This is a genomic window from Mesorhizobium sp. M0276 (genome assembly GCF_040321755.1).
Classification (GTDB): domain Bacteria; phylum Pseudomonadota; class Alphaproteobacteria; order Rhizobiales; family Rhizobiaceae; genus Mesorhizobium.
Map to the genome: position 1 here is coordinate 47,675 of NZ_JAMYSC010000026.1, position 23,263 is coordinate 70,937.

At 62.5% G+C, this 23,263-nt stretch carries 27 protein-coding genes; 7 read left to right on the top strand and 20 right to left on the bottom strand.

Features of this window, described 5'->3' with window-relative positions; translation table 11 throughout:
• Positions 1 to 116 precede the first annotated feature (116 nt).
• The 15 genes from NKJ01_RS20795 to NKJ01_RS20865 all read right to left on the bottom strand — a co-directional run bounded on the left by NKJ01_RS20795 (position 117) and on the right by NKJ01_RS20865 (position 13,099).
• Positions 117 to 1,334: an MFS transporter gene (locus NKJ01_RS20795; RefSeq protein WP_352730573.1), complete on the bottom strand. Its 1,218-nt coding sequence runs from the start codon at positions 1,332 to 1,334 to the stop codon at positions 117 to 119.
• Positions 1,331 to 1,831, bottom strand: coding sequence for a transcription antitermination factor NusB (gene nusB / locus NKJ01_RS20800; RefSeq protein WP_023798402.1), 501 nt, complete (start codon positions 1,829 to 1,831; stop codon positions 1,331 to 1,333). Before nusB ends, NKJ01_RS20795 begins: the two co-directional genes overlap by 4 nt.
• Complete coding sequence (locus tag NKJ01_RS20805) at positions 1,828 to 2,322, bottom strand: 6,7-dimethyl-8-ribityllumazine synthase (RefSeq protein WP_352730575.1); 495 nt, start codon at positions 2,320 to 2,322, stop codon at positions 1,828 to 1,830. The genes nusB and NKJ01_RS20805 overlap by 4 nt, the downstream gene beginning before the upstream one ends.
• A gap of 107 nt (positions 2,323 to 2,429) precedes the next feature.
• The gene (locus NKJ01_RS20810; protein ID WP_352730577.1) at positions 2,430 to 2,633 is read right to left on the bottom strand and encodes a type II toxin -antitoxin system TacA 1-like antitoxin; all 204 of its coding nucleotides are present in this window, start codon (positions 2,631 to 2,633) and stop codon (positions 2,430 to 2,432) included.
• Positions 2,633 to 3,250, bottom strand: coding sequence for a riboflavin synthase (locus NKJ01_RS20815; protein ID WP_352730579.1), 618 nt, complete (start codon positions 3,248 to 3,250; stop codon positions 2,633 to 2,635). The genes NKJ01_RS20810 and NKJ01_RS20815 overlap by 1 nt, the downstream gene beginning before the upstream one ends.
• A gap of 11 nt (positions 3,251 to 3,261) precedes the next feature.
• Positions 3,262 to 4,377: a bifunctional diaminohydroxyphosphoribosylaminopyrimidine deaminase/5-amino-6-(5-phosphoribosylamino)uracil reductase RibD gene (gene ribD / locus NKJ01_RS20820; RefSeq protein WP_352730581.1), complete on the bottom strand. Its 1,116-nt coding sequence runs from the start codon at positions 4,375 to 4,377 to the stop codon at positions 3,262 to 3,264.
• A gap of 2 nt (positions 4,378 to 4,379) precedes the next feature.
• A complete protein-coding gene (nrdR, locus tag NKJ01_RS20825; protein ID WP_256750776.1) occupies positions 4,380 to 4,859 on the bottom strand; it encodes a transcriptional regulator NrdR in 480 nt (159 codons plus the stop codon).
• A 95-nt stretch (positions 4,860 to 4,954) separates the two neighbouring features.
• Entirely contained in the window at positions 4,955 to 5,284 is a 330-nt protein-coding gene (locus tag NKJ01_RS20830; protein WP_352730583.1) for a GlpM family protein, read from the bottom strand.
• Between the two features lie 47 nt (positions 5,285 to 5,331).
• Positions 5,332 to 5,922, bottom strand: a complete 591-nt coding sequence (locus NKJ01_RS20835) for a hypothetical protein (protein ID WP_352730639.1) — start codon at positions 5,920 to 5,922, stop codon at positions 5,332 to 5,334.
• A gap of 81 nt (positions 5,923 to 6,003) precedes the next feature.
• On the bottom strand, positions 6,004 to 7,317 hold the full coding sequence (glyA, locus tag NKJ01_RS20840; RefSeq protein WP_352730585.1) for a serine hydroxymethyltransferase: 1,314 nt from the start codon (positions 7,315 to 7,317) through the stop codon (positions 6,004 to 6,006).
• Positions 7,318 to 7,493: 176 nt separating this feature from the next.
• Positions 7,494 to 9,140 carry a Na+/H+ antiporter gene (locus tag NKJ01_RS20845; RefSeq protein WP_352730587.1) on the bottom strand — a complete coding sequence of 549 codons (1,647 nt, stop codon included), beginning with the start codon at positions 9,138 to 9,140 and terminating at the stop codon, positions 7,494 to 7,496.
• Between the two features lie 139 nt (positions 9,141 to 9,279).
• A complete protein-coding gene (locus NKJ01_RS20850; protein ID WP_352605224.1) occupies positions 9,280 to 10,533 on the bottom strand; it encodes a L,D-transpeptidase family protein in 1,254 nt (417 codons plus the stop codon).
• Between the two features lie 349 nt (positions 10,534 to 10,882).
• Positions 10,883 to 11,398: a transcriptional regulator LdtR gene (ldtR, locus tag NKJ01_RS20855; protein ID WP_008875359.1), complete on the bottom strand. Its 516-nt coding sequence runs from the start codon at positions 11,396 to 11,398 to the stop codon at positions 10,883 to 10,885.
• Between the two features lie 238 nt (positions 11,399 to 11,636).
• Positions 11,637 to 12,059: a DUF6163 family protein gene (locus tag NKJ01_RS20860; RefSeq protein ID WP_352605222.1), complete on the bottom strand. Its 423-nt coding sequence runs from the start codon at positions 12,057 to 12,059 to the stop codon at positions 11,637 to 11,639.
• Positions 12,056 to 13,099: an enoyl-CoA hydratase/isomerase family protein gene (locus NKJ01_RS20865; protein ID WP_352730590.1), complete on the bottom strand. Its 1,044-nt coding sequence runs from the start codon at positions 13,097 to 13,099 to the stop codon at positions 12,056 to 12,058. Before NKJ01_RS20865 ends, NKJ01_RS20860 begins: the two co-directional genes overlap by 4 nt.
• Before the next feature lie 313 nt (positions 13,100 to 13,412).
• On the opposite strand from NKJ01_RS20865, the gene NKJ01_RS20870 reads away from it, so the two are divergent.
• The 3 genes from NKJ01_RS20870 to NKJ01_RS20880 all read left to right on the top strand — a co-directional run bounded on the left by NKJ01_RS20870 (position 13,413) and on the right by NKJ01_RS20880 (position 16,232).
• Positions 13,413 to 14,240, top strand: coding sequence for a DUF2066 domain-containing protein (locus tag NKJ01_RS20870; protein WP_352730592.1), 828 nt, complete (start codon positions 13,413 to 13,415; stop codon positions 14,238 to 14,240).
• Between the two features lie 99 nt (positions 14,241 to 14,339).
• On the top strand, positions 14,340 to 15,371 hold the full coding sequence (hemB, locus tag NKJ01_RS20875; protein WP_352730594.1) for a porphobilinogen synthase: 1,032 nt from the start codon (positions 14,340 to 14,342) through the stop codon (positions 15,369 to 15,371).
• A 213-nt stretch (positions 15,372 to 15,584) separates the two neighbouring features.
• Positions 15,585 to 16,232, top strand: coding sequence for a dihydrofolate reductase family protein (locus NKJ01_RS20880; RefSeq protein ID WP_023759914.1), 648 nt, complete (start codon positions 15,585 to 15,587; stop codon positions 16,230 to 16,232).
• Positions 16,233 to 16,292: 60 nt separating this feature from the next.
• Here NKJ01_RS20880 and ppk2 read toward each other — a convergent pair whose 3' ends face one another.
• Entirely contained in the window at positions 16,293 to 17,213 is a 921-nt protein-coding gene (gene ppk2 / locus NKJ01_RS20885; RefSeq protein WP_023759915.1) for a polyphosphate kinase 2, read from the bottom strand.
• A 279-nt stretch (positions 17,214 to 17,492) separates the two neighbouring features.
• On the opposite strand from ppk2, the gene NKJ01_RS20890 reads away from it, so the two are divergent.
• A complete protein-coding gene (locus tag NKJ01_RS20890; protein WP_352730596.1) occupies positions 17,493 to 18,536 on the top strand; it encodes an aldo/keto reductase in 1,044 nt (347 codons plus the stop codon).
• Positions 18,537 to 18,569: 33 nt separating this feature from the next.
• Here the strand turns inward: NKJ01_RS20890 and NKJ01_RS20895 are convergent, their stop codons facing one another.
• A complete protein-coding gene (locus tag NKJ01_RS20895; RefSeq protein ID WP_352730598.1) occupies positions 18,570 to 19,541 on the bottom strand; it encodes a glycosyl transferase family 90 in 972 nt (323 codons plus the stop codon).
• Positions 19,542 to 19,890: 349 nt separating this feature from the next.
• On the opposite strand from NKJ01_RS20895, the gene NKJ01_RS20900 reads away from it, so the two are divergent.
• Positions 19,891 to 20,043, top strand: coding sequence for a hypothetical protein (locus NKJ01_RS20900; RefSeq protein WP_023759918.1), 153 nt, complete (start codon positions 19,891 to 19,893; stop codon positions 20,041 to 20,043).
• A gap of 85 nt (positions 20,044 to 20,128) precedes the next feature.
• On the opposite strand, the gene NKJ01_RS20905 is transcribed toward NKJ01_RS20900, so the two are convergent.
• Together NKJ01_RS20905 and NKJ01_RS20910 are read right to left on the bottom strand one after the other, a co-directional pair.
• Positions 20,129 to 20,389, bottom strand: a complete 261-nt coding sequence (locus NKJ01_RS20905; RefSeq protein ID WP_023759919.1) for a DUF982 domain-containing protein — start codon at positions 20,387 to 20,389, stop codon at positions 20,129 to 20,131.
• A 154-nt stretch (positions 20,390 to 20,543) separates the two neighbouring features.
• Positions 20,544 to 21,209 carry a GntR family transcriptional regulator gene (locus NKJ01_RS20910; RefSeq protein ID WP_352730601.1) on the bottom strand — a complete coding sequence of 222 codons (666 nt, stop codon included), beginning with the start codon at positions 21,207 to 21,209 and terminating at the stop codon, positions 20,544 to 20,546.
• Positions 21,210 to 21,386: 177 nt separating this feature from the next.
• On the opposite strand from NKJ01_RS20910, the gene NKJ01_RS20915 reads away from it, so the two are divergent.
• Together NKJ01_RS20915 and NKJ01_RS20920 are read left to right on the top strand one after the other, a co-directional pair.
• Entirely contained in the window at positions 21,387 to 22,646 is a 1,260-nt protein-coding gene (locus NKJ01_RS20915) for a multidrug efflux MFS transporter (RefSeq protein ID WP_352730603.1), read from the top strand.
• Between the two features lie 29 nt (positions 22,647 to 22,675).
• A complete protein-coding gene (locus NKJ01_RS20920; RefSeq protein WP_352730604.1) occupies positions 22,676 to 23,047 on the top strand; it encodes a DUF423 domain-containing protein in 372 nt (123 codons plus the stop codon).
• 51 nt (positions 23,048 to 23,098) lie between these two features.
• On the opposite strand, the gene NKJ01_RS20925 is transcribed toward NKJ01_RS20920, so the two are convergent.
• Complete coding sequence (locus NKJ01_RS20925; protein ID WP_023759923.1) at positions 23,099 to 23,248, bottom strand: hypothetical protein; 150 nt, start codon at positions 23,246 to 23,248, stop codon at positions 23,099 to 23,101.
• Positions 23,249 to 23,263 lie beyond the last annotated feature (15 nt).

Here is a 23,263-nt window from a genome sequence, read left to right on the forward strand (position 1 = left end):
CAGTCGGGGCATACGGTTTCATAACAATACGCGCGGACGCAATATTTTTGTTGCGGTGCGGCAGATGCGGCCGGCCTTATGCTGACAGCCCTGTGTCAGGTGAAGCGACGGAGCGATCAGACTTCGGCTTTGCGCAAGCCGGTCAGCTTGAGTGCGCCTAGCGCCACGAAACACAGAACGGTGACCGGGAATATCATCCAGTTCAGCATCTCCCAGCCCCAGGCGTTATAGACCATGCCCGACATCAGCGAAGCGCAGGCGACGGAGCCGAACAGGACAAAGTCGTGGAAGCCTTGCACCTTGCCCTTTTCGGACGGCCGGTAGCTTGCCGACACCATCGCCGTGGCGCCGATGAAGCCAAAATTCCAGCCAAGGCCGAGCAGGATCAGCGACGTCCAGAATTGCCACAACGCCAAGCCCGACAGGGCGACAATGGCGCAGCCAATGAGCAGGATCAGGCCAGTCGCCACAATGCGTTCGGGGCCGAAGCGATGAATCAGCGAACCGGTGAAGAAACTCGGCGCGAACATCGCCATCACATGCCAGGAGATGCCTAGCGTCGCATCGGTCTCCGACAGGCCGCAACCGACCATGGCCAGCGGGGCGCCGGTCATGACGAAGCTCATCAGCGCATAGCTGCCGACCGCGCAGAAAAGCGCGGCGACGAAACGTGGTTGCGTGACGATTTCGGCCAATGGCCTGGCGTCGCTGTCGATGATCTCTAACCTACCGAATGTCTTCGCCGGCAGCCGCAGGAACGACAGGATGATGGCGCCGGCCGCGGCCAGCGGCAGGATGGCGACGAACGAACCGGCAAACATCACCGGCGCCAACAATTCGCGGGTGAAGATGACGATCTGCGGCCCGAGGATGGCGGTGACGATGCCGCCGGCCAGTACGAAGGAGATGGCGCGCGCCTTGAATTCCGGCGGCGCATTGTCGGCGGCGGCGAAGCGGAACTGCTGGACGAAGGCACCCCCGACACCGATCGTGAGCAGGCCAAAGGCAAACAGCCAGAAGCTGCCCTGATAAAGCGCCAGCGTGGCGACCAAGCCGCCCAGCGCCGTGACGATCGTGCCGATCATGAAGCCGTCGCGCTGCCCGATGCCGCGGATAATGGCCGCTGCTGGCAGCGCGCCGAGCGCCACGCCGATGTTGAAGCCGGTGATCGGCGCCGTCGCCAATGATTTGTCGGGGCCAAGTAGATATTGCCCGGCCAGCGCCCCCATGGAAATGGCGATGGGGGCCGCCGAGCCGATGATCGCCTGCGAAGCGGCGAGGATCAACGCGGTGCGGCGCGCCTCCTTGCCTGCCTCAACGGCAATTGCCGTCATGATGCGTCCTTGCCGCGCCCCTCGCCTCGCACGCGGCGTGACACGCGGTCGAGCACGGCATTGACCAGCTTCGGCTCGTCTTCCTCGTAAAAAGCCTTTGCGATGTCGACATATTCGGAGACGATGACGGCGACAGGAACATCCTCGCGCTTCATCAGTTCATAGACGCCGGCGCGAAGAATGGCGCGCAGCGTCGAATCGAGCCGAGACAGCGGCCAGTCCTCTGTCAACGCCTGGCGGATGATGGGATCGATGGTCTTCTGGTTCTCCACGACACCCGCCAGGATGGCGCGGAACCATTGCGCATCGGCCTCGCGGTAAAGCGCCCCGTCGACTTCCTTACCGAGGCGAAAGGCCTCGTATTCGGCAGTGATCTCGAAGACGCCGCTGCCGGCCACATCCATCTGATAGAGCGCCTGCACGGCGGCCAAGCGGGCAGCACCGCGCTTGTTGGCGTGGCGCACCGCGGGCTGGCCGGGCGAAGCGGGTTCGCTCACGATAGCGCTCCCAACTGTTCTTTGAGGGCGATCATGGTCAGCGCCGCACGCGCGGCAAAGCCGCCCTTGTCGCCTTCCGAGCGCTTTGCACGCGCCCAGGCCTGGGCGTCGTTCTCGGTGGTCAGGATGCCGTTGCCGATGCAGACGGAGTCCTGCACGGAGATATCCATCAGAGCACGGCTGGATTCATTGGCGACGATGTCGAAATGATAGGTGTCGCCGCGGATGACGGTGCCAAGCGCAACAAAACCGTCGTAGTTTGTGCCGCCTTCGGCCATGCCGTCGAGCGCGAAGGAAATCACCGCGGGGATTTCGAGCGAACCGGGGACGGTGACAACGTCATAGGTCGCTCCAGCTTCATCGAGCGCGCTTGTCGCGCCATCGAGCAGCGCGTCGGCAAGGTCGTCGTGGAAGCGCGCCTCGATGATCAGAACGCGTGCCTTCTTCTTCGGACGGATAAACGCTTTGCCGTGTTGGGATGTGCCAGCCATAAAAGTCTCCGGGGATCGCCGGTGACTTAGGCCGAAGCCGGATTGATCGCAAGCAGAAGATTGCCCGCGACGCCGAAGGTCCGCAGAACCTATCGGGTTTCCAGTGCTCAGACGCCTGTAGGCTCACGGTAGCGACGCACCGTATCGCGCAGTCGATCGTTCGCCGATCGCGGATTGATCAAGGCCTCAATGAAGAATCTGCTGTCGTTGGGAGACAGATCGAGCCGCTCGTGCTCCTCGGCGTTCATGTCGGCCTGCGCCTCACGCATCAGCTCTTCGTCCTGCGGGGAATTCACTCTGTCCTTAGTCATCAAAGCCCCTCTCTCGCCGCCTCCGCCAGCCGCGCCGCGTAGCGGGCCATGGTGTCGATCTCGAGATTGACGCGGTCGCCGACCTTGCGCTCGCCCCAGGTGGTCACGGTCAGCGAATGGTGGATCAAAAGCACGTCGAAGCGCGTGCCTTCCACCTTGTTGACGGTGAGCGAGGTGCCGTCGAGCGCCACCGAGCCCTTGGGCGCAATGAACTTCGCCAGCGCGCGCGGCGCCTCCAGCGTGAAGCGCACCGCGTCGCCCTCATCCTTGCGCTCGATGATCTCGGCCGTGCCGTCGACATGGCCCGAAACGATGTGGCCGCCGAGTTCGTCGCCGATCTTCAACGCGCGTTCCAGATTGATCCGCGTGCCCGATTTCCAGCCCATCGCCGTCGTCAGCCTGAGCGCCTCTTCCCAGGCCTCGACCTCGAACCAGCGCGCGTTCGAACTGCTGTCGGGCAAGCCCGTAACCGTCAGGCAGACGCCGCCGCAGGAGATCGAGGCGCCGATGGCGATGGTCTCGGGGTCATAGGTGGTGTCGATGCGCAACCCCACCCCTTCCCTGAGCGGATTGACGGAAGCGACAGTGCCGACATCGGTGACAATTCCGGTAAACATCGATGTTGATCCTAAATGTCTCTTATCCACTCGGCATAGCGGTCTTCGCCGAAATGCATCTCGCGCAATTTGCGAAAACCTGCCGGGATATGGTCGAGGTCGATCGGCGATGCAATGCCGTCATCACCAATCGCTTCCGGGCCCTGGAACAGCACGATGCGGTCGACCAGCCCATCGGCGAGGAAAGCGCTCGCCACCTTGGCGCCGCCCTCGACCAGCACGCTTGCCATGCCGAGCGCGGCCAGATCCTCGAGCAGTTCCGGTAGTGCGACGCCGCCCTCATGTGTTTCGGTGCCGATGAAGCGCACGCCGGCGCGTTCGAGTGCTGCCCGCCGCAGCGGATCAGCCTCCAGGCAAGCGGCGACATAGAGCGGCACCCGGTCGACGCCCGAAACCAGCTTCGAGGCCTCCGACAACCTGATCTGGCGGTCGAGTACAATGCGCACCGGCGAACGGTTCTCCAGCCCCGGCAAGCGCACCGTCAGGGCCGGATCATCCTCAAGGGCTGTGCCGATGCCGATCAGTATGCCGTCCGCCTCGGCCCTCATCAGATACACCTCGCGGCGCGCGATATCGCCGGTGATCGACACCTGCCCCTCGCCCTCCCTGCCGATCTTGCCGTCGCTGGAAAGCGCAAGCTTGAGAACCACTTCGGGGCGTCTTCTCAGCGATCGAATCAGATAGCCGGCCATCTGCTCGGCAGCTTCCCCGGCCAAGACCTTCTCGACCACCTCGACACCGGCGGCACGCAGGATTGCGTAGCCCTTGCCGGACACGCGCGGATCGGGATCGCTGGCCGCGCCGACGACGCGCGCGACGCCGGCATTGACCAGCGCATTGGCGCAAGGCGGCGTGCGGCCATGATGGGCACAAGGTTCCAGCGTGACATAGGCGGTAGCACCACGCGCGAGCTCGCCGGCCTCGGCCAGGGCCTCGGTCTCGGCATGCGGGCGGCCGCCGACCGCGGTGACGCCGGTGCCGATGATCATGGGACCGTTGTCGTCATCGCGCACGATCAGCGTGCCGACAGACGGATTGGTCGAGGTGCGCCCGGCATTCTTCCGTGAAAGGCGGAGCGCCGCCGCCATGAACCGGCGATCAAGGGCGGCCTGTTCGCTTGCAGTCATGCTCAGCTGGCGTCCTCTTCGCCTTTGACTTCGTCTCCCTTGAGTTCGCCCAGCAATTCGTGGAAATCCTTGGCCTCCCGAAAATTGCGGTAGACCGAGGCGAAGCGGACATAGGCGACATCGTCGAGCGACTTCAGCGCTTCCATGACCAGCCGGCCAACCTCGCCGGAGGCGACTTCGGTCTCGCCGGAGCTTTCGAGCTGGCGCACGATGCCGGTCACCGCGCGGTCGATGCGCTCGGGATCGACATTACGCTTGCGCACGGCGATCTCCACCGAGCGCAGCAGCTTGTCGCGGTCGAACGGCACTTTGCGGCCCGATTTCTTGACCACCACGAGGTCGCGCAACTGCACGCGCTCGAATGTGGTGAAGCGGCCGCCGCAATCGGGGCAGACGCGCCGCCTGCGGATCGCCGCGCCATCCTCGGCCGGGCGAGAATCCTTCACCTGCGTATCTTCGGACTGGCAATAGGGACAGCGCATGGAGAGCCTTTGGTTGGCGAATCTGGCGAAGCGAAAGGCTTAGAGCCTTTCCGGTCCGGATTGAAGCAGTTCCGTCTCTTCGACGGCCTGCCGCATCAGAGATAGCGAGGCGCGAGGAAGATTGCCAGCGCGGCAACCAGCCAGATGGCGATGCCGCCGGCGACAGCCAGCCGGTAGTCGACACGATCGATGAACAGCCAGCAGGCGCCAAGGAAAGCGAGATAGGCAGGAATGGTCTTCACGCCGGCGAGGCAGGCATCGCGAAAGCCGCCCGGTTCGCCCCTGGCGCCCACGGCGAGCAACGCGATGACGGCAAAGGTCGGCGCCAGCGGCAGGATCCCGGGCAAGATGTTACCGCGTTTGGATGCCCAAACGATCAGCGCCGCCATCAATCCGCCGACCACGCCTTTCCAGACGACATCCATTCAATGCTTCCCTCTAATGCCTGCCCAATGCCTGCCAGACAGCAGCTTCAAGGTGCGACGTCGGCTGTCGCGAAGCCACAGGACATGCCAAGGCTGCGGTAGGCCTTGTAGAAACCGTCCATCGAGATGGTCGCGACCGGCTGTTTGCCGAAGACCACGTCGAGCGTGGTCGCGCGACGCATGGCGCGCAGCAACGCCAGGCTGGTCTTGGGCTTGTTCTCGACCATCCAGGCGAGACGGCCAGCGACGGAATCGTCGGAATAGACGATTGCGGCAACTTGGCCGGCGGCATCGCCGAATTTTGCCGCGATCTTCTTGCCGGTCGGAAGATCCTTGTTGCCTATGGCGATCGTCACCGCCGGGTAAGCATCCGGCGGCAAGGCGTCACCATTCGAGATCGAAAGCGTCAACGTACCCGGATAGCCGCCGCTGTCGACGAAAGCGGTCGAGGCGACGCAGGTTTTGCGCGCATCCTGGCCCGTGTCCAGGACATCGACGATGGTGGCCCATCTGCCGAAGGTGCCGGTAGCAGGTACGTTTGGAGTGGGCTGGGTCTGCGCGAAGGCACTGCCGGACAGTGTCAGGAAAGCGACCAGCCAACCATGGGCCCCAAGGGTGGTGAGGCGGAAATTGCGCATCATCAGATCTCCTGTTCGGCGCGCCACCCAACAATGGGCAGGCGCGCCGCTGGCCGATAAGAGATGACGCCTCGCGTCAGGTCAACCGAGATAGGGATAGAGCGGGAAACGATCGGTCAGCGCCACGACTTTGGCCTTGACCGCCGCTTCGACAGCCGCATTGCCCTCGTCGGAATTGGCGACCTTGAGACCGTCCAGCACTTCGGCGATCAGCTTGCCTATCTCGCGGAATTCGGCCTGGCCGAAGCCGCGCGTGGTGCCGGCCGGGGTGCCGAGGCGCACGCCCGAGGTGACGAAAGGCTTTTCCGGGTCGAACGGGATGCCGTTCTTGTTGCAGGTGATGTTGGCGCGGCCGAGTGCCGCCTCGGCGCGCTTGCCGGTGGCGTTCTTGGGCCGCAGGTCGACCAGCATCAGATGGTTGTCGGTGCCACCGGAGACGATATCGAGACCGGTTTCCTTGAGACTGGAGGCGAGCGCCTTGGCGTTGGCGGCGACGCTTTCGGCATAGACCTTGAAGCTCGGCTTCAGCGCTTCGCCGAAGGCAACCGCCTTGGCGGCGATGACATGCATCAGCGGGCCGCCCTGCAGGCCGGGGAATACCGCCGAATTCATCTTCTTGGCGATGTCCTCGTCATTGCACAGGATCATCCCGCCGCGCGGGCCGCGCAGCGATTTGTGCGTGGTGGTCGTCACGACATGCGCGTGCGGCAGTGGCGACGGATGCACGCCGCCGGCGACCAGGCCAGCAATGTGCGCCATGTCGACCATCAGATAGGCGCCGACCGCATCGGCGATCTCGCGAAAACGCTTCCAGTCCCAGACGCGCGAATAGGCAGTACCGCCGGCCAGGATCAGCTTCGGCTTGGTCTCATGCGCGGTCTTCTCTATGGCGTCCATGTCGAGCAGATGGTCGTCCTTGCGCACACCGTAGGATACGACCTTGAACCACTTGCCGCTCATGTTGACGGGCGAACCGTGGGTCAGATGCCCGCCCGAATTGAGGTCGAGGCCCATGAAAGTGTCGCCGGGCTGCAAGAGCGCCAGGAACACCGCCTGGTTCATCTGGCTGCCGGAATTCGGCTGGACGTTGGCGAAGTTGCAGCCGAACAGCTTCTTGGCCCGCTCGATGGCCAGTTCCTCGGCTATGTCGACGAACTGGCAACCGCCATAATAGCGCTTGCCTGGATAGCCCTCGGCATATTTGTTAGTCATGATCGAGCCCTGCGCCTCAAGTACAGCGCGGGAAACAATGTTTTCCGAGGCGATCAGCTCGATCTCATGGCGCTGGCGGCCAAGTTCGTTGCGGATGGCGCCGAAAATCTCCGGATCGGCATCTTCCAGCGTGGTTTCGAAGAAAGATTCAAACTTGTTCGACACTGCCGCTGCTGTTGCCATGGGCTGAAATCCTCGGGGGTTCGGGGGCAATTTTGTCTATGCATGTCGTTGCCCATAACCGCTGCACACTTTTGGGCGACATGCATTTGCCGGGCCATTAACACAGTTGTTTTCGCCCCGCCACGTTTGCGGCGCGAAATTTGCTGGCCGGTTTGCGCCAGCGAGGCAACAAGAGACTATTTCCTCGTCTTCCGACCTTTCAGCAAGGCTTCGGTGAGCGTGATCTCGGTAAACAGCGCCTGCGACGTATGGTCATTGATCTCGCCGGCGCGAAACATGTCACGCACGGCCGCGCGCTCGGCCTCGATGCCGGCGAGCCGCAGCTCCAGCTCCAGCCTTCCGGATTCGCGGGCCTCGGCGCGGCCCTCATCGGCTTCATCCGAGGCGGCGATGCGACGCCGGTAACCGGCGACGATGTTCTCGGCGGCGGCAATCCTGACGCCGGGCACCTCGCCTTCGCCCTCATCCTCCGCCGCCGCAATGCTCTCGATGCGCGCGATTGCCGCCTTGGCAGCACCGACACGCGCCATGCGTTCCTCGGCGGCACCGGCATCCCCGCCCGGTTCGACCAGCCCCTTGGCGATTGCCGGCAGAGCGAGACTGGCGAAGACCAGCGAGCAGATGATCACGCCGGCGGCGAGGAAGATGACCAGATTGCGCGCCGGAAACGGCGATCCGTCCGGCATGGCGAGCGGCAGCGACAATATGCCGGCCAGCGTGATCGCGCCGCGCACACCGGCCACGGAACCGGCGAGCCGCACGCGCAGCCCGAACGGCTCCGCCTTGCGCTTGCCCAGACGCGCGGCGATACCGGCTGCGATATCGCCGACCCAAATCCACAGGAACCGTAGCGCGATCAGGCACAGCGTCAGCGCAATGACAATCGCGATCGGTTGGATGATCGGATGCAGGCTCATCAGTTCCGGCGGCACATGGCGGATGATGTCGGGAAGCTGCAGGCCGAGCACGATGAAGAGAGCGCCGTTGAAAACGAAGGAAAGCGTCGTCCACAGCGACATCGTCTGCATGCGCGCCGAGACGCCGAGGAAGCGGAACACGCCGGAGCCACCGGCGAGCAGGCCGGCGGCGACCGCCGCCAGGATGCCGGACGCTCCGACGTGCTCGGCGCCGAGATAAGCTATGAACGGCAGCAGGATCATGACCAACACCTGCGCCTCGGCTGGCACGCCGCCGATGCGGTTGAGCACTTGCAGCAGTTTGGCGGCGACGAACAACGCGGCGACGCCGATCAGGATGCCGATAGCCACGGCATAGAGGAAACTCAGTGATGCCGCGGTGAAGGAAAAGCTGCCGGTCAGCACTGCTGCAACGGCGAAGCGGAACATGACGAGGCCCGACGCATCGTTGAGCAGCGACTCACCTTCGAGAATGTGCATCAGCCGCGCCGGAACGACATTCTTGTCGACGATCGAAGACACTGCCACAGCATCGGTCGGCGACAGCACCGCGGCCAATGCGAAAGCGACAACCAGTGGGATGCTCGGCACCAGCCAGTGCAAGGCGTAGCCGAAGCCGACGATGGTAAAGAAGACGAGCCCGATGGCAAGATCCAGGATCGGTCCGCGCAGAGCCACCAATTCACGCTTCGGCGCGCCATAGGCATCGCCAAACAGCAGCGGCGGGATGAACACCAGCAGAAACAGTTCCGGATCGATCTCGACATGGATGCCGCGCACCGGCCATGCGAGTGCGGCGCCCATGGCAATCTGCAGCACCGGTAGCGGCACCCGAACCAGGCGCACCAGCGCGCCGGAAAGCGCGACGAAGGCGAGCACAACCAGAATGAAGACGGCGACTTCCATGGTCCGGTTCCAGACTTGTCCGCCGACCATGCGCAAAGCCGGCCAATCCGTCCAGCCGCCCTCCCATGAAACTGCGGCGAGACCGAGTAACGAAAAGGCCGCCTTGAACGGCGGCCTTTTTAATAAAAGATTCAGTTACTTAAAGCGACGACGTGATCTGCAGCTCGTTGGCGCCGTCGAGCGCGTAGACGTCGTCGCGGAACTGCACGACGCCCGGACCCGTCGACCAGGCCGAGAGATAGAGGAAGTGGACCGGCACCGGGTTGGTGACCTGGATCGGCGTGTTTTCACCAGTCTTGATCGCCGCCTCGAAATGCTGGCGGTCCCAGCCGGGAGTGTCGCGCAAGATCCAGGTGACGAGATCGCGCACATTCTGCACACGCACGCAGCCCGAGGAATCGAAACGCATCATCTTCCCAAACAGGCTCTGCTGCGGGGTGTCGTGCATGTAGACGCCGTCGGGGCTCGGGAAATTAATCTTGACCGAAGCCATCGCGTTGCCCGCACCCGGGTCCTGGCGGAAGCGATACTTGGCGGCATCGTCGGTCGACCAGTCGACATTGAGAGGATCGACCTCGCTGCCGTCCGGCGCGAACAGGCGGATATGGCTGTCCTTCAGATAATCGGGATTCTTCCGCATCAGCGGAATGATGTCCTTGCGCACGATCGAAACCGGCGCGTTCCAGTACGGATTGACGATGATCTCGTTGATCTTGGAATTGACGATCGGCGTCTGGCGATCGATCTTGCCGACGATGGCGGTGTGGCGAAGCACGACGCGGTCGTTCTCGACGGCTTCGATCTGTGCGGCCGGAATGTCGACCAGCACATAGCGGTTGCCCAACGTGCCGGCCTTCTCGCGCAGCCGCTGCAGATTGGTCTGCAACTGGCCAAGCCGGATCTGCGCCGAAACGTTCATCGCCGCGTAGGTGTATTTGCCGAGCGAACCGTCGGCAGGCAGGCCGTGGCGCAACTGGAAGCGCTTGACCGCCGAGTCGACATAGGAATCGAAGGCCGTCGAAATGCCGGCGCCTTGTGCCAGGTCGCCGGAAACCATCAACCGCTTGCGCAACGGCACCACATCGGGATCATCGACGCCGAGCTGCAGCTTCTTGGTCGCGGGAACCTCTACCCAGCCGCCCTGCCCGACGATATTCTGATATTGCGCGACCGCCTGTTCGGTGAAAGCGACGGTCTGCAGGCTGAAGATCGGCAGCGTCGAGGCCACCTTGCCGCCCTCGCTGGCGCGGGCGTCGAACTGATCGTCCCAATTGCCGCGCGCCGAGGACTTCAGGATATCACCGATCACATCCTGCGCATTGGCGCCGCCGGCAACCAGCGCGGCTGCGAGCGCGGAGGCCCCGGAGAGGAAAAAACGACGGCTGGTCTTCATGGACGTTCCAGACATTTGTAGCAGTTCGATCACTTGCTGCGTTGATCACCGGGCGATCTCGCCCGCACTCTAAAATTGGCAATCTTAACAATTAGCCAACCATGCTCCGCATCACCTTGGTGCAACGCACGAGGCGCGATATGGATTGCGGGTGAACGCAGGGTCTTCACCACAGCATCACTGCCACTCTCGGTTCCATTGGAATATGGCGGCAACGTGGCTTGGCGTCCAAATCCGGCCGGCCGGCATCCCGAAAAGAAATGGACCGATGCTTTTCGGCACCGGCCCTGACTGAAGGTCGATATTTCGGCCGCGCTTCTGTGGCGCGGGCCGGATACGATGTTGCACCTTACATCCGGTAGGCGATCGTGTCGTTCCAGAAGCGGTCGAGCCGCTGCAAAGCGCGGTTCATCTGCTTGAACTCGTCGGTGTTGATGCCGCCGACCTGCTCGATCGAGCCGACATGGCGCTCGTAGAGACCGGCGACGACTTCCGCGACCTCGTTACCCTTCGGGGTCAGCGAGACGCGGACCGAACGGCGGTCGATGCGTGAGCGCTGGTGATTGATGAAGCCGAGATCGACCAGCTTCTTCAGATTGTAGGAGACGTTGGAGCCGAGATAGTAGCCACGCGAGCGCAGCTCGCCGGCTGTCAGTTCGGAATTGCCGATGTTGAACAGCAGCAGCGCCTGGATGGCATTGATGTCGGAACGGCCGTTGCGGTCGAACTCGTCCTTGATGACATCAAGCAGGCGGCGGTGAAGCCGTTCAACAAGCTGCAGCGATTCCATGTACAGGGAACGGATAGCCTCGCGGCGATCGTCGGATACGTTGGCGGTCTTCGCCGCCGGACGCGAATTGATCATTGTCTTTGCCTCTCGTTTGTCGCCCTGGTGATTTTTTGTTTTTCACCTTGATCGCGACACTATCGAATACTCATAAAATTCGACTTAAACGCTAGGGCTAACAAGAGCTTACCGGTAATAGGTTTCGAAAGAGGCTTAACGAACGGTCACCCGAGCAAGGATAATTAACCTAAAGATTTCGGCAGTGATTTCGGGGCTGAATTCAGGCAGCCGCCAGGTCGCCAATGTGCTCAAGGGCTTAGTGGCGGACGGGGCGCTTCTGCAGGTAGATGATGACGCGGAAGACGATGTAAAGCACCGCCACCGCGGCATGCGAGACGACAATCAGCAGGTGGTGGCCGAAAAGCTCGGGAAAGCCGGCATACATCACTGTCTCGGTCGCCGCGCAAATGAACCAGATCACCGGGCCCCAGGACGCCAGCATCCACAGGCCCGCAGCGGCGAAGGGAAAGAAAACGGCGAGCACCACGGCGGCGACTTGCCAGTGCACGGGCATCAGGTCAAAACGCCACAGCGGGCCCGGATAGAAGCCGATCAGCTTGATCCAGTACAGGATGCCGAACAGCAGGCAGTAACTTGATATGACCCGCTGGAACCAGGCAAAGATCACCTCCACCCCGGAAGGCTGCAGCACGACGCGTCTCGAGGTCACCTCGCTCAAAGCACGAGCTCCCGTTCCCCAAGCGGAGCGAAATAGGCGTCGACATCCGCCTCGCTGATCGCATCGAGGCTAGCCGGACGCCATTGCGGTTTTGCGTCCTTGTCGATGACGGCGGCGCGGATGCCCTCGTAGAAATCGTGGCCGGCAAGCATCCTGTTGAGGATGCGGAACTCCATCTTCATGCAAGCGTCCATGGACAGTGTCAGCCCGGCGCTGATCTGGCGCCAGGCGACGCGCAGGCTGGTCGGCGAGCGAGTGCGGATCGTCGCCAGCGTCTTGGCGGCGAACTCGTCAGTGTCCGCCGCGCGCTCCAGGCTGTCGATGACGCGTTTCAAGGATGGTTGCGAAAAATGGCGAGATATCGCCTCCAGCGTCGACCTGTCGGTCTCTCGCTTAGCGTGAGAGAAGAAGCCGCGCAGCGCCGGTTCCGGATCGCCGGTCAACGTCAGCCATTCGAGGAAGCTGCCCTGATCCTCGGCCTTGATGGTGTGGGTAGCCAGCCCCGACCACAGTGCATCGCCATAGCGGATACGATTGCCCGTCAGCGCCAGATACATCCCGAACGAGCCACTGAGATCGGGCAGCAGGTGGCTGGCGCCGACATCCGGGAAAAAGCCGATGCCGACCTCCGGCATGGCGAACTGGGCATTTTCGGTCATCACCCGGTGCGAGCCGTGGAACGAGATGCCGACGCCGCCGCCCATGACGATGCCGTCGATCAGCGCGACATAGGGTTTCCTGAAGCTGCTGATGCGGGCGTTGAGCCGGTATTCGTCGGCGAAGAAATCGACCGGCGGTTTTCCCGCCCGGCCGGTCTCATAGATATGCAGTATGTCGCCGCCTGCCGAAAAGGCCCTGCCCTCGGCCTTGACGACGACGATATCGACGCCCTGGTCGGCTTCCCAGGCGGAAAGGGCAGCGTCGAGCGCCCTGATCATGCGATGCGTCAAGGCATTGAGCGCCTGCGGCCGCGTCAACGTAATGACGCCGGCACGGCCCAGATGTTCGAAGCGGATCTCGTCGCCTCCGCCAAAATCCATCGTGAAAGAATCCCTTCTCCCGCGCCGCCGGGATTGAAGTGCTAGAGCGTGGCGCATGGGCGCGTCAATGCCAAGCCCTGCCGGTCGGGGTCAGTTTGGATCTCGAGGGCAGAAAGAGGCCATCCTTTGCGGCCCAGCCAAATCGGTGCGCATCGGCATTGGAACCTCCAACCGACTTCAGGACATTCGTCGAAGATGCAGCCGTGACCGGATCCAGGATAAAGTTAAAACTGGGCCGCCAGCGCGTCGTCTTGGCCACCGGCGGCAGCCGATGCTAGAGAGTGGCTGACAGCCTCGAACCGGACGGTAAGACATGCGGCCGTTTTTGCGCCTTGCCCTTGTTCTGGGTGGCCTGCTGGCCATCTGCGCCGCCAATGGCCTGGCCGAGGCGGCTGATATCGACGATCTCTATAAATCCCAAACCATCGTCACTGGCCAGGACGAGCCAAACCGCCAAGCAGGTTTCAAGATCTGCCTCGATGAGGTCCTGGTGCGGGTTTCCGGCGACCAGCGCCTGCTGGAAAAACCAGAGATGACGGCACTGCGCGACAAGGCCGGCAGCTTCGTCACCGGCTTCCGTTACCGCGACCGCATGGAAGGCATTCCGGTTCATGACGAGCAAGGTACGCATGACCGGCCGCATGACCTTTATTGCCAGTACACGCCGGCGACGATCGATCCGGTTCTGGCTTCGCTCGGCAGCAAGCCCTGGCTGGCCGAACGGCCGACGCTCTCGGTAGTCCTGGCTGTGGACGACTCGCGCCGACATTTCGTCCTTGCCAGTGATGGGGACGAAAACCCGTACATGATAGAGTCTTTTCAATCGGCCGCCGGCCCCATGGCGATGTCGATTGTCGTTCCGAACAAGGCCACGCTCGCCAAGGCCGGACTCACTTTCGAAGAGGTGGGTCCTATCTCACCCGAACTGCTAGGCAATGTTGCAAGAAGTATCGGCAGCCGCCAGGTCTTGGCCGGCAGCATCGTGTGGAGCGACAAGGACCTCGGCTGGATCGCCGATTGGCGGCTTAAAGCGGACGGGAAGACCTATCATTGGCAAGTGCGCGGCGTTAGTTTCGATGAAGCGTTTCGTGTCGCCATGCGGGGTGCTGCTCAGATCCTTTCGGGCAATGGATCGCCTTGACAGGCCGTGCTGCCCTCCAGGCGATTTGCTGGCACAAACGTGTCGCATTGGTCAGCGGCAAGGGCTCGTGATAAAAGCCGCCGATCTGGAGTTTTGGCGATGAACAAATTCACCCCCGCAAAGCCAGCCGGCGCTCGCAGCGTCGACGACATCACCGGCAGCCGCCGTTTGCGCCGCATGCGCAAGGCCGACTGGTCGCGCCGCCTGGTGCAGGAGAACAGGCTCTCGGTCGATGATCTGATCTGGCCGATCTTCGTCGTTGACGGCAGACAAGTGCGCGAGCCGATCGCCGCCATGCCGGGCGTCTTCCGGCTGTCGATCGATCTCGCGGTCAAGGAGGCCGAACGCGCGGCAAAGCTCGGCATTCCCGCACTCGCCACCTTCCCGAATGTCGACATTTCGCTGCGCGACCAGACCGGCTCGCACATCCTCGACCCCAACAACGTCATCAACCGCGCCACCCGCGCGATCAAGGACGCGGTGCCGGAGATCGGCATCATCACCGACGCCGCGCTCGACCCGTTCACCAGCCACGGCCATGACGGCATCCTGCGCGACGGCATCGTCGTCAACGACGAGACGGTGGAACAGGTGACCGCTGCGGCCGTCATCCAGGCGGCGGCCGGCGCCGACATCATCGCACCGTCCGACATGATGGACGGCCGCATCGGCGCTATCCGCGACGCGCTCGACGCCAACGGTTTCCAGGACGTGGCGATCATGTCCTACGCGACTAAGTTCGCCTCGGCCTTCTACGGCCCCTATCGCGAGGCGGTCGGCACCGCCGGCCTGCTCAAGGGCGACAAGAAGACCTATTACATCGACCATGCCAATTCCGACGAGGCGGTGCGCGAAGCCGAACAGGATATCGCGGAAGGCGCCGACATGCTGATGGTCAAGCCCGGCCTGCCCTATCTCGACATCATCCGGCGGTTGAAGGACGAATTCCAGATGCCGACCTTCGCCTACCAGGTGTCCGGCGAATATTCGATGATCAAGGCCGCTGCCGCCAATGGCTGGATCGATGGCGAGAAGGCGATGCTGGAAAGCCTGCTGGCCTTCAAGCGCGCCGGCTGCGACGGCATCCTCACCTACTTCGCCCCCGAAGTGGCGAAGCTGTTGAAGGGATAGTTTCTCTTCCACCGGCGGCCGGTCGCGGCGAGCAAATGCCGACCATTCGCCTCTGCATCCAACAATTTCCGGTTCTGGCGAGAGCCACGGCGATGCCTCGCCAGTGCCATCGCATGAGGTCGGTTTGCGCTGAAAAACCGCTTGCATTTCGCAAGCAGTTTGTTACAAGACAACAGCTTGCAAAAATACCAATTGGCTACCGAGGAGGCCCTTATGCCCAAACTTCGTGTCAACGCTTTCACCCTATCGCTCGACGGTTATGGCGCCGGTCCCGATCAGGATCTGCAAAATCCGCTCGGCGTCGGTGGGGAATCCTTGCACAAGTGGTTTGTCGACACTCGCACCTTCCGTGAGATGGTGCTCGGACAAGATGGCGGCACCACCGATATAAACGAGGCGTTCGCGGCGCGCAGTTTCGAGAATGTCGGCGCATGGATCCTCGGCCGCAACATGTTCGGACCGATCCGCGGCGAATGGCCCGATGACAGCTGGAAGGGCTGGTGGGGCGATAACCCGCCCTACCATGTGCCGGTTTTCGTGTTGACCCATCACAAGCGCGAACCGATCGTCATGGAGGGCGGCACGACCTTCTATTTCATCACCGACGGCATCCATTCGGCACTTGAACAGGCAAAAGCAGCGGCTAATGGCAAGGACGTGCGGGTGGGCGGCGGCGTCGCCACCATCCAGCAATATCTCCAGGAGAAGCTGATCGATGAGATGCATCTGGCGATCGCGCCGGTGCTGCTCGGTACGGGCGAGAACCTTTTTGGCGGCCTGGACATGGTCAAGCTCGGCTATGTCTGCAGCGAGCAGGTTGCGACGCCGCTCGCCACGCACGTCACCATCAAGCGGGCTTAGGTGGAGAGCCAATCTCCCCCGCGAGGGCCCCGCGAGGGGGAGATCGCAGCTTCGTCTATCTCAATACTTCTCAGGCACATAAAGCTCGCGCGGTAGCGTCTGGCGCTCGTATTCGGGGTTGAAGACGCGCTCGGGCAGTGTGATCTCCTCGTGCGGCACCTCCTCATATGGCATCTGCTTGAGCAGGTGGTCGATGCAGTTCAGCCGCGCCCGCTTCTTGTCGTTGCCCTCGACGATGAACCAAGGGGCCTCCGGGATGTTGGTGCGGATGAAAGTTTCTTCCTTGGCCTTGGTGTACTGTTCCCAGCGCACACGCGACTGCAGGTCCATCGGCGACAGTTTCCACTGCTTCATGGGATCGTGGATGCGCATCAGAAAGCGCATCTGCTGTTCCTCGTCGGTGATCGAGAACCAGTATTTGACGACGGTGATGCCCGAGCGGACCAGCATGCGCTCGAACTCCGGCACGTCGCGGAAGAATTCTTCGACCTGATCGGGCTGTGCAAAGCCCATCACCCGTTCGACGCCCGAGCGGTTGTACCAGGAGCGGTCGAACAGCACGATTTCGCCTCCGGCCGGCAGATGCGGGACATAACGCTGGAAATACCATTGCGACTTCTCGCGTTCTGTCGGCGCCGGCAGTGCCACGACACGGCAGATGCGCGGGTTGAGCCGCTGGGTGATGCGCTTGATGACGCCGCCCTTGCCGGCCGAATCGCGGCCCTCGAAAATCACCACCAGCTTTTTCTTGTGGTATGCGACCCAGGACTGCAGCTTGATCAGTTCGGACTGCAAGGTAATCAAGTCGCGAAAATACTGCATGCGTTCGATCGAAGGCGGATGCGCGTTCTTGTAGATCTTGGCGATCTCCATCGACAGCGCCGGCTCCGATATTTCGAGCTCATAGTCCTCGTCTAGCGTGTCGGCGAGCTCGGCTTCAAGCCAGTCCCTGGCTGGAGAATTCTGCTTTAGCTCGGTCATATCAGTTGCTCCGCTTGCAAGCGCTGTCGGTCCACGTCGGCGCCCCTAGTTGCTGGCTTGCGTCTTGGAGCGGCAACACCTGAGCCGACTTCAATATAGGCCGGTAATGACGGTTTTATTGCAGCCTGGAACATGACGTCGCCGCTGCAAATCCCGTGAGGCATGATCGATCCGTCGTCGTGGCATGGCGACAAGCCGCTCAAATTGTCCTACAAATAGCAGTCACATTCGGGGCACCCCTCCCCAGCCCCTTTCCCAATGCAATCACGAGGATCTGACATGGAATACCGCACTCTCGGCCGTTCCGGCTTGAAGGTTTCGACGCTGACCATGGGCACCATGACTTTCGGCGGCGCCGGCGCGTTTTCGGCTGTCGGCAAGACCGACCTCGACGAGGCGCGCCGGATGATCGACCTCTGTATCGATGCCGGCATCAACGTCATCGACACCGCCAATGTCTATTCGAACGGCATTTCGGAAGAGATCATTGGCGAAGCCCTCGGCGGCAAGCGCAAGGGCGACGTGTTGATCGCATCGAAGGCGCGGATGCGGATCGGCAAAGGTCCCAACGATGAGGGCCTGTCGCGCCATCACCTGATCCGCGAATGCGAAAGGAGCCTGAAGCGGCTCAAGACCGACGTCATCGACATCTACTTCCTGCACGAATGGGATGGCGTGACGCCGCTGGAAGAAACCATCGCCGCGCTCGATACGCTGGTTGCCCAGGGCAAGATCCGTTACGTCGGCTGTTCCAACTATTCCGGCTGGCAGGTGATGAAGGCGCTCGGCATCAGCGACAGCCATCACCAGCCGCGCTTCGTCACCCAGCAGATCCACTACACGCTGGAAGCGCGCGAGGCGGAATATGAATTGCTGCCGATTTCCGTCGACCAGGGGCTCGGCGTCCTGGTCTGGAGCCCACTGGCCGGCGGATTGCTGTCGGGCAAATACCGCCGCGACAGCCCCACCGCCCGCCAGCTCGCCGGCTGGTCCGAACCGCCGATCCGCGACGAGGACCGGCTGTGGCGGATCGTCGATGTGCTTGTCGAGATCGGCACGCAGCGCGGTGTGTCGGCGGCGCAGGTGGCACTGGCCTGGCTGCTCGGCCGGCCGGCGGTCAGTTCGCTGGTGATCGGCGGTAGAACCGAAGCGCAGTTCCAGGACAACATCGCGGCGGCGAGCCTGGTGCTCACCGGCGACGAACGCGGTCGCCTCGACGCGGTCAGCCGGCCGCCCTTGCTCTATCCCTACTGGCACCAGCAGCTGACGGCAAAGGACCGCTTCGGCCCCGCCGATCTGGTGATTGACCGAAGCGGCATCTGACGAGCGAAATTCGGCGCCAAAGCCCGCGACGCTCTAACTCTGGATAAAGCGCCAGACCTCGGGATCAGGCTCGATCTGGCCGCTGAGGACAAAATATTTGTAGAGCACGAGCAGCGAGATCGCCTGCTCGTGCTGCTGGTTGGAGAATTGGCGGCAATAGGCATTTGCCGCTGCGATAATGCGTTGCGCCTCGGCCGGGTGTCGTCCGAAATAACGCACCTTATCGGCGACATCGGCGAAATCCGGGTCGAGCGGCACATAGTGGACACCAGCCTCAAGTTGCCTTTCCGCAAACCATGTCTCGTATGTCGGCGGCGGCATCAGGCAGAGCGAATTCGAATTCAGGATCCATTTGAGGTTGGTCGCCACGTCGTTGCCTTCGATCGAGACAATGTAGCGGTAAAGCAGCTGCTGGCTGACGCTGAGAAAAGGCTTGCTGTATTCGGCCGGCGCGTTTGGCTTGTGCGAGCCGGCGTCGCAGAACGGCAAGTCACGCACAGCGTCGATAAATCTTGTCCGTTTGGGATTGTTGAGATCGCCGCGCCAGACCACGGTCGGGCGCTTGTCGGCGAATGCTGTTGTATCGGCCGGCATGTGGAAGTGCCGGAACTTGTTGAATTTCATGATCACCGCATTTTTGTCGTCAGCGCGGATCGGCCGATCCTTGACGAGCGTCGGCACCTTCGGCACCTCGATGACGTCGCCGAATTCGATGTCGACGAGCAATGCCGGATCGAAATAGCGGGCAAATTCCTTGAGGTCGTAATAGTACATGGTCGGCGTGGAAGGCAGCTTGTCGATCCGCACCGCGGCAGGGCTGGGCGTAAACGCGTCGTACAGCTTGTTGTAATAGTTCAGCCGCCGCTGCACCACCTCATCCGAGAGCCTGGCCTGTTCGAGACGGCCCGCCAACCGTCGGCGGAAGAGTGCCTGTGGAGCGATGTCGCGCAAGACGTTTCGCGCGTAGTAGAAAACCTTCGCCGTCGTTCGGGGAATCGTGGCCATAGTTCACTTGATCAAAACAAACGGGCAGCGCTCAATATGTTGGATACCTTGGCACCCCGGCTCTCCCTACATCATTGTGCCGCGCATCTTGCAAGCCCCGCATCTTGCAAGCCCCGGCCATCATCGACGCGAACGGCCCGGGGACTATCGCTTCAGCTGTTGTGTTTGACGGCTAATGCTCCTAGGCAGGACCAGAGCCGCTAAAAGCAATTCCAGGAAAAGTGTCAAACGGTTTTCCCGGAAAAAAGCGCGTGCGCTTTCTCCTAGGGGATTGCGCCAAACAAAGAGCTGGACCGCTTCTGCGTTTCCGTGAAACGACGAACCGGTCCAGCAGTGAAAAGGAGCCGATATGGCGCGACCACCAAATTACGATCAGGAACGCAAGGAACGCGACCGCCAGAAGGCGGCCAAGAAGGCCGAGAAGCTGGCGGCCAAGGTTGCGGCGAGAGAACGTTCAAAGCCCGAGGACGAGACCGAAACCGAGACCGACACCGAAAAGTGACGGCAAGCGGCCCGCGCAAGCGGGCCGCGCCACAGTCCAGATTGTCTGCCTAGATTATCGCGCTCGTATCAGGGGCGCTTGCATATCAGGCTGGCGCCTTGTCGCTGACAAAGACATCCACTTCGCGCGCTGCCGCAATGAAGGCGCGCCTGGCGTTCATGGCCGGCTTGTCGCCCGCCAGCGCATCGTGGCACGCCTGCAGCGCCGCGCGATGCTTGGGGCTGCGCTTGCCGGGCCAGCTGTTGAGGAGGTAGTCGGAAGCCTCACGCACGGTGCGCAAGAGCTGAGTGCTTCCCGCTGCGGCTGACTTCACAGTCACAGGTGTTTCAAATCGGTTGTTTTCCATCGCCGCTCCTTACGCCATCGGCGTCTGTGAAGCGAGGCCGAAAGTGCGCACACATCCAGCCGCCGCCTTTTTCCGCGACCCGCATCCTGTCGGCGCTGATCGTTTGGAGCAATTCCCAAGGGAAAGCGCTATGCGCTTTTCCCGGGAAAACGGTTTAAGCGGCGACGACGGCAAAGCCTCTGGCGCGAAGACCGCGGCGATCGTTGGCCAGCGACGTCACCAGTCGCTCGCGGCTGCCGACGATATGGCCCGAAAGCAGGCGCGCGGCTTCATCGGCATCGCCAACACGTGCCGCCGCCAGTATGGCGCGATGTTCGGCCCAGGCGCGGCTGAGGGCCGCTTCGTCGCGAACCTCCAGCCAGCGCGCCCGCGACAGGCGGGTCATGGCATCGCGGACCGCCCGGAACAGGAATTCGTTGCCCGACAGACGCGCCAGTTCGATGTGGAAATCCATGCCGACGCGATGCCATTCCTCGCGCGGCGTGTCGTTGTCGCAGGATTCGAGCATCGCCTCGATGACATCGACGGCGCTGCGGTCCACCAAGCCGCATGTCAGGCGAAGTGCCGCGACCTCGACAGCCTCCCTATAGACGGCGATCTGCTCGAGTTCAGCAAAATTGATCGGAGACACCGTCCAGCCACGCCCGTCCCTGCCGACCAGGCCCTCGGTCTCGAGCCGCAGAAGTGCTGCCCTGACCGGGGTTCGCGACGCACCGAAGCGGCTTTCGATCCAGCGCTCGGTCAGCTTCTCGCCGGGGCCGATCTCGAGGCCCAGGATCATCTGTCGAAGCTGTTTTTCGACGCTCTGCATCTGCGACATTGTCGTTTCCATTTTCTGGCCGCTTCGGACCGCTTGCCAATTGCTGTTCCCGATCACTGTGGACAGGTTGCATTGACAGCGGGCAGGCTTGCGTCCATGACGAGTACCATATTGGTATCCCAACTTGGTATCCGCAGCAACCCGTAGCTCCGTGTTGCCCGGACAGGACGTATGACAATGCGGCAGAACACGCCTCCGGCGAACGACAGCACCTACAACATCCACTGGCGGCGCAATCTGTTCGTGTGTTTTGCCGGTTCGTTCTCAACACTCGTCGCCATGACGCTGCTTCTGCCTTTCCTGCCGCTGTATATCGAGCAGCTGGGCGCCGGGGGTCACGCGGCAATCGTGCAATGGTCGGGGATCGCCTATGGAGCGACCTTCCTCGCTGCGGCACTGGTAGCGCCGCTCTGGGGACGTCTCGGCGACCGCTACGGACGTAAGGTGATGCTGGTTCGCGCCAGCTTCGGCATGGCTATATGCATGTCGCTGACCGGCATGGTGCAGACGGTCTGGCAATTGGTGCTGCTGCGGCTGCTGATCGGTTTTGCCGGCGGCTATTCCTCGGGATCGACCATCCTCGTCGCCATGCAAACGCCCAAGGAGCGTTCCGGCTGGGCCCTGGGCCTGCTGTCGGCCGGCATCACCGGTGGTGCACTGGTCGGCCCGCTGGTTGGCGGCGGCCTGCCGCCGGTGATCGGCATTCGCGCGACCTTTCTCCTGTCTGGCGGCGTAATCTTCCTGGCGTTCCTTGCAACCACGTTTCTGATCAAGGAAAATCCCCGGCCGAAACCAGCAGATGCGGCTGCGAAGCAGAAGCCGAAAGGCGGCTGGGCGCAAATACCGGACAAGCGTCCTGTTATCGCCATGCTGGCGACCGGCATGCTGTTGAGTTTCGCCACCATGTCGATCGAGCCGATCATCACCGTCTACGTGCAGCAGCTCGTCGAAGACCAAAGCCGCGTGACGTTGATATCAGGCGTCGTCATGTCTGCGGCCGCGCTTGGCGCCATCCTGTCGGCTTCGCGTCTTGGCAAGCTCGCAGACCGCATCGGTCACTGGAACGTCGTCATCGGCGCGCTTGCCGTGTCCGCGCTGCTGCTGATCCCGCAGGCCTTCGTGACGCAGAGCTGGCAACTCATCGGCCTACGCTTCCTGATGGGCCTGGCGCTGGGCGGCCTCTTACCCTGCATCACCAGCGTCATCCGCCACAATGTTCCCGATGGTGTCGGCGGCAATGTGCTCGGGCTGTCGATCTCCGCCCAGTATGTCGGGCAGGTCGCCGGTCCCTTGCTTGGCGGCTTTGCCGGTGGCCATTTCGGCATGCGCTCGGTGTTTCTGGGCACATCGGTCTTGATGGCCGGCGGTGCGGTGTATAATTGGCTGGCGCAATCGCGCCGCGAGCAGGACATGCTTGCCGATGCCGGCAAGCCCTGACGGGGTTGGCGCATCACGGAGCCCTGGACATGACAGCCGAGCAGTTTTCCGGCAACAGCAGCCGTATCCTCGTCCTGGCCGGCGGTCTCTGTGGCGCCGCCGGAGTGGCGCTGTCGGCCGCGGCGGCGCATCTGGGCGGAGCCTTCGTCGGCATCGCCGCATCCTTCCTGCTCATGCATGCGCCGGTCTTCCTCGCCGCTGGATTGCTTGGCGCGAACCGGATCCTGCGAATGGGAAGCCTGACCCTGCTGGTTGGCCTGCTCTTGTTTTGCGGCGACCTGCTGGCCCGCGACTTCCTCGGCTCACGGCTATTCCCGCTGTCGGCGCCGATCGGCGGCACCTTGCTCGTCGTCGGCTGGCTAACAATCGCTGCATCGGCGCTAGCGCGCGCGCGTTCCTGACGCCCCTGGCCCCTGCCCGATACCAGGCCTGCACCAGCGTCTGCGCAGCAATTAGTCCTGCCGGCGTTCGGGCTGGATGAGCAATTCGCGATTTGGGCGTCGCAGCCTCGCCAACCGACGCGCCGCCGGCCGCTCGGACGCCGGCGCGATGCCCCAGTAGTTGCGGTAGATGTCTTCGAACAGATAGCTCACGGGATGCATGATGTGCACTCCTTT

Coding starts and splice junctions, on each gene's coding strand:
- NKJ01_RS20795 (WP_352730573.1), bottom strand. CDS start 1,334: ATGACGGCAATTGCCGTTGAGGCAGGCAAGGAGGCGCGCCGCACCGCG.
- NKJ01_RS20805 (WP_352730575.1), bottom strand. CDS start 2,322: ATGGCTGGCACATCCCAACACGGCAAAGCGTTTATCCGTCCGAAGAAG.
- NKJ01_RS20810 (WP_352730577.1), bottom strand. CDS start 2,633: ATGACTAAGGACAGAGTGAATTCCCCGCAGGACGAAGAGCTGATGCGT.
- NKJ01_RS20815 (WP_352730579.1), bottom strand. CDS start 3,250: ATGTTTACCGGAATTGTCACCGATGTCGGCACTGTCGCTTCCGTCAAT.
- ribD (WP_352730581.1), bottom strand. CDS start 4,377: ATGACTGCAAGCGAACAGGCCGCCCTTGATCGCCGGTTCATGGCGGCG.
- nrdR (WP_256750776.1), bottom strand. CDS start 4,859: ATGCGCTGTCCCTATTGCCAGTCCGAAGATACGCAGGTGAAGGATTCT.
- NKJ01_RS20830 (WP_352730583.1), bottom strand. CDS start 5,284: ATGGATGTCGTCTGGAAAGGCGTGGTCGGCGGATTGATGGCGGCGCTG.
- NKJ01_RS20835 (WP_352730639.1), bottom strand. CDS start 5,922: ATGCGCAATTTCCGCCTCACCACCCTTGGGGCCCATGGTTGGCTGGTC.
- glyA (WP_352730585.1), bottom strand. CDS start 7,317: ATGGCAACAGCAGCGGCAGTGTCGAACAAGTTTGAATCTTTCTTCGAA.
- NKJ01_RS20845 (WP_352730587.1), bottom strand. CDS start 9,140: ATGGAAGTCGCCGTCTTCATTCTGGTTGTGCTCGCCTTCGTCGCGCTT.
- NKJ01_RS20850 (WP_352605224.1), bottom strand. CDS start 10,533: ATGAAGACCAGCCGTCGTTTTTTCCTCTCCGGGGCCTCCGCGCTCGCA.
- ldtR (WP_008875359.1), bottom strand. CDS start 11,398: ATGATCAATTCGCGTCCGGCGGCGAAGACCGCCAACGTATCCGACGAT.
- NKJ01_RS20865 (WP_352730590.1), bottom strand. CDS start 13,099: ATGGATTTTGGCGGAGGCGACGAGATCCGCTTCGAACATCTGGGCCGT.
- NKJ01_RS20870 (WP_352730592.1), top strand. CDS start 13,413: ATGCGGCCGTTTTTGCGCCTTGCCCTTGTTCTGGGTGGCCTGCTGGCC.
- hemB (WP_352730594.1), top strand. CDS start 14,340: ATGAACAAATTCACCCCCGCAAAGCCAGCCGGCGCTCGCAGCGTCGAC.
- NKJ01_RS20880 (WP_023759914.1), top strand. CDS start 15,585: ATGCCCAAACTTCGTGTCAACGCTTTCACCCTATCGCTCGACGGTTAT.
- ppk2 (WP_023759915.1), bottom strand. CDS start 17,213: ATGACCGAGCTAAAGCAGAATTCTCCAGCCAGGGACTGGCTTGAAGCC.
- NKJ01_RS20890 (WP_352730596.1), top strand. CDS start 17,493: ATGGAATACCGCACTCTCGGCCGTTCCGGCTTGAAGGTTTCGACGCTG.
- NKJ01_RS20895 (WP_352730598.1), bottom strand. CDS start 19,541: ATGGCCACGATTCCCCGAACGACGGCGAAGGTTTTCTACTACGCGCGA.
- NKJ01_RS20900 (WP_023759918.1), top strand. CDS start 19,891: ATGGCGCGACCACCAAATTACGATCAGGAACGCAAGGAACGCGACCGC.
- NKJ01_RS20905 (WP_023759919.1), bottom strand. CDS start 20,389: ATGGAAAACAACCGATTTGAAACACCTGTGACTGTGAAGTCAGCCGCA.
- NKJ01_RS20910 (WP_352730601.1), bottom strand. CDS start 21,209: ATGTCGCAGATGCAGAGCGTCGAAAAACAGCTTCGACAGATGATCCTG.
- NKJ01_RS20915 (WP_352730603.1), top strand. CDS start 21,387: ATGCGGCAGAACACGCCTCCGGCGAACGACAGCACCTACAACATCCAC.
- NKJ01_RS20920 (WP_352730604.1), top strand. CDS start 22,676: ATGACAGCCGAGCAGTTTTCCGGCAACAGCAGCCGTATCCTCGTCCTG.
- NKJ01_RS20925 (WP_023759923.1), bottom strand. CDS start 23,248: ATGCATCCCGTGAGCTATCTGTTCGAAGACATCTACCGCAACTACTGG.